Source organism: Bacillus sp. BR3(2024), from assembly GCF_039134555.1.
Classification (GTDB): Bacteria; Bacillota; Bacilli; order Bacillales; family Bacillaceae_G; genus Bacillus_A; species Bacillus_A cereus.
Genome location: NZ_CP152433.1, coordinates 1 through 7,500 on the forward strand (window position 1 = coordinate 1; position 7,500 = coordinate 7,500).

Consider the following 7,500-nt stretch of genomic DNA (forward strand, 5'->3'; position numbering starts at 1 on the left):
TTGGAAAATATCTCTGATTTATGGAATAGTGCCTTAAAAGAATTAGAAAAAAAGGTAAGCAAGCCTAGTTATGAGACATGGTTAAAATCCACAACGGCTCATAACTTGAAGAAAGACGTATTAACGATTACAGCTCCGAATGAATTTGCTCGTGACTGGCTAGAATCTCATTACTCCGAACTAATTTCAGAAACACTATACGATTTAACAGGGGCAAAATTAGCAATTCGCTTTATTATTCCCCAAAGTCAAGCTGAAGAGGACATTGATCTGCCTCCAGTTAAGCCGAATCCAGCACAAGATGATTCAGCTCATTTACCACAGAGCATGTTAAATCCAAAATATACATTCGATACATTTGTTATTGGCTCTGGTAACCGTTTTGCCCATGCAGCTTCATTAGCTGTAGCTGAGGCGCCAGCTAAAGCGTATAATCCACTCTTTATTTACGGGGGAGTTGGACTTGGAAAGACACATTTAATGCACGCAATTGGTCATTATGTAATTGAACATAATCCAAATGCAAAAGTTGTATATTTATCATCAGAAAAATTTACAAATGAATTTATTAACTCTATTCGTGATAATAAAGCTGTTGATTTTCGTAATAAATATCGTAACGTAGATGTTTTATTGATAGATGATATTCAATTTCTTGCTGGAAAAGAACAGACTCAAGAAGAGTTTTTCCATACATTTAACGCATTACACGAAGAAAGTAAACAAATTGTAATTTCTAGTGACCGACCACCAAAAGAAATTCCAACTTTAGAAGATCGTCTTCGTTCCCGCTTTGAATGGGGACTTATTACAGACATTACGCCGCCAGATTTAGAGACACGAATTGCGATTTTACGCAAAAAAGCAAAAGCTGAAGGGCTTGATATACCAAATGAAGTTATGCTTTATATCGCAAATCAAATTGATTCAAATATTCGTGAATTAGAAGGTGCACTTATCCGAGTTGTAGCTTATTCATCTTTAATTAATAAAGATATTAATGCTGATTTAGCAGCTGAAGCACTTAAAGATATTATTCCAAATTCTAAGCCGAAAATTATCTCTATTTATGATATTCAAAAAGCTGTCGGGGACGTTTATCAAGTGAAATTAGAAGATTTTAAAGCGAAAAAACGTACAAAATCAGTTGCGTTTCCTCGCCAAATTGCAATGTATTTATCGCGCGAGCTTACAGATTCCTCTTTACCAAAAATAGGTGAAGAATTTGGAGGACGTGATCATACAACAGTTATCCATGCCCATGAAAAAATCTCTAAACTACTAAAAACCGATACGCAATTACAAAAGCAAGTTGAAGAAATTAATGGTATTTTAAAGTAGTAGCTGAATAGTGTGAATAACTTACCTTGTTTTACGCACAGTCTATCCACATGTAGATAGACTGTTTTTACATCCTTTAGCGGGGTTATCCACATATCCACAAGCCCTATTACTATTACTACTATTTTTTATCTTTATTAATTAAATAAAATCTTATACTTACCGGAGGTTTTTCTTTATGCGTTTTACAATACAAAAAGACTATCTTGTAAGAGGTGTACAAGATGTAATGAAGGCAGTTTCTTCTCGTACAACAATCCCAATTCTTACGGGAATTAAAGTTGTAGCAACTGAAGAAGGAGTTACATTAACAGGAAGCGATGCTGATATTTCTATTGAATCGTTTATTCCAGTCGAAGAAGATGGAAAAGAAATCGTAGAAATAGCTCAATCAGGAAGCATTGTTTTACAGGCAAAATATTTTAGTGAGATTGTAAAAAAACTACCTAAAGACACTGTCGAAATTTCTGTAGAAAATCATTTTATGACAAAAATAAAATCTGGAAAATCAGAGTTTAACCTAAATGGTTTAGATTCTGCAGAATATCCGTTATTGCCACAGATTGAAGAACATCATGTATTTAAGATACCAACAGATTTACTTAAACATATGATCAGACAAACTGTATTTGCAGTTTCTACTTCTGAAACAAGACCAATCTTGACAGGTGTAAACTGGAAGGTATATAACAGCGAGTTAACTTGTATTGCAACAGATAGTCATAGGTTGGCACTTCGAAAAGCAAAAATTGAAGGACATAATATTGCAGATGAATTCCAAGCTAATGTTGTTATCCCAGGTAAGAGCTTAAATGAATTAAGTAAAATTTTAGATGAGTCTGAAGAAATGGTAGATATCGTTATTACGGAGTATCAAGTATTATTCCGTACAAAACATTTATTATTCTTCTCAAGATTGTTAGAAGGGAATTATCCTGATACGACACGTTTAATTCCGGCAGAGAGTAAAACGGATATTTTTGTGAATACAAAAGAATTCCTACAAGCAATTGATCGCGCTTCACTATTAGCAAGAGATGGCCGCAATAACGTTGTTAAATTATCAACTTTAGAGCAAGAAATGCTAGAGATTTCTTCGAATTCACCAGAAATCGGAAAAGTTGTCGAAGAAGTACAATGCGAAAAAGTAGATGGAGAAGAGTTAAAAATATCTTTTAGTGCAAAATATATGATGGATGCATTGAAAGCTTTGGATAGTACAGAGATTAAAGTTAGCTTTACTGGGGCGATGAGACCGTTCTTAATTCGTACAGTAAATGATGATTCAATTATTCAATTAATTTTACCGGTTCGTACTTACTAGGTAAGGAATAAGGGTTGCTAGTTTAAAGATGCTAGTGGCCCTTATTTGATTTTTGGGTATTACTTTCCTAATGCTAGTTTATTTAGTACAATGAAAGAATGAACACTTTCAGAAAGTGAGCGATTTTATGAAACGTATTAAAATTTCAACAGAGTATATTACACTAGGACAATTTTTAAAGTTAGCTGATGTAATTGATACAGGTGGCGCTGTAAAATGGTTTTTACAAGAATATGAAGTGTACGTGAACAACGAACTTGAAAATAGAAGAGGTCGCAAACTATATGCGAATGATGTTATTGAAATTCCAGGAAGCGGAACTTTCCAAGTTCAGGCATAAAGGGGGAGCCCTTTGTTTATTTCAGAAATACAATTAAAAAACTATCGCAATTATGAAAAATTAGAGCTTTCCTTTGAAGATAAGGTAAATGTAATTATCGGCGAAAATGCGCAAGGGAAAACAAATTTGATGGAAGCTATTTATGTTTTAGCGATGGCGAAATCTCATAGAACCTCTAATGATCGCGAACTTATCCGCTGGGATGAAGATTTTGGTCAAATAAAAGGGAGATTACAAAAAAGAAACAGTTCTTTGTCTTTGGAATTAAATATTTCGAAAAAAGGTAAAAAGGCAAAATTAAATCAACTTGAACAACAAAAGTTAAGTCAATATATTGGCGTGATGAACGTTGTCATGTTTGCCCCAGAAGATTTAAATCTTGTAAAAGGAAGCCCTCAAGTAAGAAGACGCTTTTTAGATATGGAATTAGGACAAATAGCTCCTGTATATTTGTATGAATTAAGTCAATATCAAAAGGTGCTCACGCAACGAAATCACTTGTTGAAAAAAATGCAAGGGAATAGTAAGAATGAGGAAACGATGTTGGATGTATTTACACTTCAACTAATTGAGCATGGTGCGAAAATACTGCAAAAACGTTTTGAGTTTTTGCATTTGCTACAGGAATGGGCAGCTCCAATTCATCGAGGTATAAGCCGTGGATTAGAAGAGTTAGAAATTGTCTATAAACCAAGTGTAGATGTATCAGAATCAATGGATTTGTCGAAAATAAAAGAAGTATACTATGAAAGTTTTCAATCTGTGAAACAACGTGAAATTTTCCGTGGTACGACTTTAATTGGTCCTCATCGTGACGATTTACAATTCTTCGTTAATAGTAAAAATGTTCAAGTCTTTGGTTCGCAAGGACAACAACGAACGACCGCACTATCCCTAAAATTAGCTGAAATTGAATTGATTTATTCAGAGGTTAAAGAATATCCAATCCTTTTGTTGGATGATGTTTTATCAGAATTAGATGATTATCGTCAATCACATCTTTTAAATACAATTCAAGGAAAAGTGCAAACATTTGTTACAACGACGAGTGTCGACGGAATTGAACACGAAACATTAAAAGAAGCGAAAACAATTCATGTAACGAACGGCACTGTAGATTGTGAAATAGATAGGGAATAACCCCTGTTTAAATGGAAAAGTAGGTGATCTTTGTGTCAATGGAACAAAAGCAAATGCAAGAAAATGCATATGATGAAAGTCAGATACAGGTGCTTGAAGGACTAGAGGCAGTTCGGAAACGCCCTGGTATGTATATTGGATCTACAAGTGGAAAAGGGCTTCACCATCTTGTTTGGGAAATCGTAGATAATAGTATTGATGAAGCACTTGCAGGTTATTGTGATGAAATTAATGTTAGTATCGAAGAAGATAATAGTATTCGTGTAACGGATAATGGGCGTGGTATTCCGGTTGGTATACAAGAAAAAATGGGACGTCCAGCTGTAGAAGTTATTATGACTGTTCTCCACGCCGGTGGTAAATTTGGCGGTGGCGGTTATAAAGTTTCTGGTGGTTTACATGGTGTTGGGGCATCGGTTGTAAATGCTCTATCAACAGAATTAGAAGTATTTGTACATCGTGAAGGTAAAATCCATTACCAAAAATACGAAAGAGGTATTCCGGTTGCGGATTTAAAAGTCATTGGTGACACCGATCAAACAGGAACAATAACTCGATTTAAACCAGATCCGGAAATTTTCCAAGAAACAACAGTATACGATTTTGATACGCTAGCAACTCGTATGCGTGAATTAGCGTTTTTAAATCGTAATATTAAATTAACAATTGAAGATAAACGTGAACATAAGCAAAAGAAAGAATTCCATTACGAAGGTGGAATTAAATCATACGTTGAGCATTTAAATCGCTCAAAACAACCGATTCATGAAGAGCCTGTGTACGTAGAAGGTTCAAAAGATGGTATTCAGGTTGAGGTTTCTCTTCAATATAACGAAGGATACACAAATAATATTTACTCATTTACGAATAACATCCATACGTATGAAGGTGGTACACATGAGGTAGGTTTTAAAACAGCTTTAACTCGTGTAATCAACGACTATGGTCGTAAAAATAGCATTTTAAAAGATGCGGACAGTAATTTAACTGGTGAGGATGTTCGTGAAGGTTTAACAGCAATTGTATCAATCAAGCATCCAAATCCACAATTTGAAGGACAAACGAAGACAAAACTTGGGAATAGTGAAGCGAGAACAATTACAGAGTCTGTATTCTCAGAGGCATTTGAAAAGTTCTTACTAGAAAATCCTAATGTAGCGCGAAAAATTGTAGAAAAAGGTACGATGGCTGCACGTGCACGTGTAGCTGCGAAAAAAGCGCGTGAATTGACACGTCGAAAGAGTGCGTTAGAAGTTTCAAGTTTACCTGGTAAATTAGCTGATTGCTCTTCGAAAGATCCAGCAATTAGTGAAATTTACATCGTAGAGGGTGACTCTGCGGGTGGATCTGCAAAACAAGGACGCGATCGTCATTTCCAAGCAATTTTACCGCTGAAGGGTAAAATTATTAATGTGGAAAAGGCGCGCTTAGATAAGATTTTATCAAATGATGAAGTTCGTACAATTATTACGGCAATCGGTACAAATATTGGTGGAGACTTCGATATTGAAAAAGCACGCTATCATAAAGTTATTATTATGACCGATGCCGATGTTGATGGTGCACATATTCGTACCCTATTATTAACGTTCTTCTATCGTTATATGCGTCAAATAATTGAGTGTGGTTATATCTATATTGCACAGCCGCCATTGTTTAAAATACAACAAGGTAAAAAAATTCAATATGCTTACAACGATAAGGAACTTGAAAAAATCTTAGCTGAGCTACCAGCCCAGCCGAAACCAGGAATTCAACGTTATAAAGGTCTTGGGGAGATGAATCCAACTCAGCTATGGGAGACGACAATGGATCCAGAAGTACGTTCGTTACTTCAAGTTTCTCTTCAAGATGCAATAGAAGCAGACGAAACGTTTGAAATTTTAATGGGTGATAAAGTAGAACCGCGTCGTAACTTTATCCAAGAAAATGCAAAATACGTGAAGAACCTTGATATTTAAATGAGTAATGACAGGAATCTAAGTATTCCTGTCTTCTACATATAAATCAATGTATGTGTAACGGAAATGTAAGAGGAGGTGCTCGTTGATGTCAGACAATCAACAACAAGCACGAATTCGAGAAATTAATATTAGTCATGAAATGCGTACCTCATTTTTAGATTACGCAATGAGTGTTATCGTATCTCGTGCATTACCAGATGTTCGTGATGGATTAAAACCTGTGCATCGTAGGGTTTTATATGCGATGAATGATTTAGGAATTACAGCTGATAAAGCGTATAAGAAATCAGCACGTATTGTCGGTGAAGTAATCGGTAAGTATCACCCTCATGGTGATTCAGCCGTTTATGAAACAATGGTACGTATGGCGCAAGATTTTAGTCAACGTTATATGCTTGTAGATGGGCATGGTAACTTCGGTTCTGTAGATGGAGATTCAGCAGCAGCAATGCGTTATACAGAGGCAAGAATGTCTAAGATTTCTATGGAATTAATACGTGATATTTCAAAAAATACAATTGATTATCAAGATAACTATGATGGTTCCGAAAGAGAACCGATAGTACTACCAGCGCGTTTCCCTAATTTATTAGTAAACGGTACAACAGGTATTGCTGTTGGTATGGCAACAAATATACCGCCGCATCAGCTTGGCGAAGTAATTGATGGTGTGCTGGCATTAAGTCATAATCCTGATATTACTATCGCAGAATTGATGGAATATATTCCTGGTCCAGACTTTCCGACGGCAGGTTTAATTTTAGGAAGAAGTGGAATTCGAAGAGCTTATGAAACAGGTCGCGGTTCCATTATGCTTCGTGCTAAGGTTGAAATTGAAGAGAAGTCAAACGGTAAACAATCTATTATCGTAACTGAACTACCTTATCAAGTTAATAAGGCGAGATTAATTGAAAAAATCGCAGAATTAGTTCGCGATAAGAAAATTGAAGGTATTACAGATTTACGTGATGAATCAGATCGTAATGGTATGCGTATTGTCATGGAAGTACGTCGTGATGCTAATGCAAACGTACTATTAAACAATCTATATAAACATACAGCGCTTCAAACAAGTTTCGGTATTAATATGTTGTCTCTTGTAAATGGGGAGCCACAAGTACTAAATTTAAAACAAAATCTATATCATTATTTAGAGCATCAGAAGGTAGTAATTCGTAGACGTACTGCTTATGAATTAGAAAAAGCAGAAGCACGTGCTCATATTTTAGAAGGATTACGAATTGCTTTAGATCATCTTGATGAAGTTATTACGTTAATTCGTAGTTCAAAAACAGCAGATATTGCAAAGCAAGGCTTAATGGAACGTTTTGGTTTAAGTGAGAAACAAGCGCAAGCGATTTTAGATATGCGTCTGCAACGCTTAACTGGAT

6 protein-coding genes (1 of these 6 only partly in view) are annotated in these 7,500 nt (G+C 35.5%); all 6 read left to right on the forward strand.

Annotation, left to right across the window (positions count from 1 at the left end; genetic code table 11):
- Positions 1-1,341 (forward strand): chromosomal replication initiator protein DnaA, encoded by a 1,341-nt coding sequence (dnaA, locus tag V7S45_RS00005; RefSeq protein ID WP_000428017.1) that lies wholly within the window; start codon positions 1-3, stop codon positions 1,339-1,341.
- Positions 1,342-1,519: 178 nt separating this feature from the next.
- Positions 1,520-2,665, forward strand: a complete 1,146-nt coding sequence (dnaN, locus tag V7S45_RS00010; protein WP_001212884.1) for a DNA polymerase III subunit beta — start codon at positions 1,520-1,522, stop codon at positions 2,663-2,665.
- Between the two features lie 127 nt (positions 2,666-2,792).
- Positions 2,793-3,005: a S4 domain-containing protein YaaA gene (gene yaaA, locus V7S45_RS00015; protein ID WP_000821364.1), complete on the forward strand. Its 213-nt coding sequence runs from the start codon at positions 2,793-2,795 to the stop codon at positions 3,003-3,005.
- 12 nt (positions 3,006-3,017) lie between these two features.
- On the forward strand, positions 3,018-4,145 hold the full coding sequence (gene recF, locus V7S45_RS00020) for a DNA replication/repair protein RecF (protein ID WP_342761623.1): 1,128 nt from the start codon (positions 3,018-3,020) through the stop codon (positions 4,143-4,145).
- Between the two features lie 38 nt (positions 4,146-4,183).
- Positions 4,184-6,106, forward strand: a complete 1,923-nt coding sequence (gyrB, locus tag V7S45_RS00025; RefSeq protein ID WP_000435982.1) for a DNA topoisomerase (ATP-hydrolyzing) subunit B — start codon at positions 4,184-4,186, stop codon at positions 6,104-6,106.
- Positions 6,107-6,194: 88 nt separating this feature from the next.
- Positions 6,195-7,500: the 5' portion of a DNA gyrase subunit A gene (gene gyrA, locus V7S45_RS00030; protein WP_001282864.1), read on the forward strand. Its footprint extends 1,166 nt past the window's final position; 1,306 of the gene's 2,472 nt are visible here — the first part of the coding sequence; the start codon lies at positions 6,195-6,197; its stop codon lies off the right edge, out of view.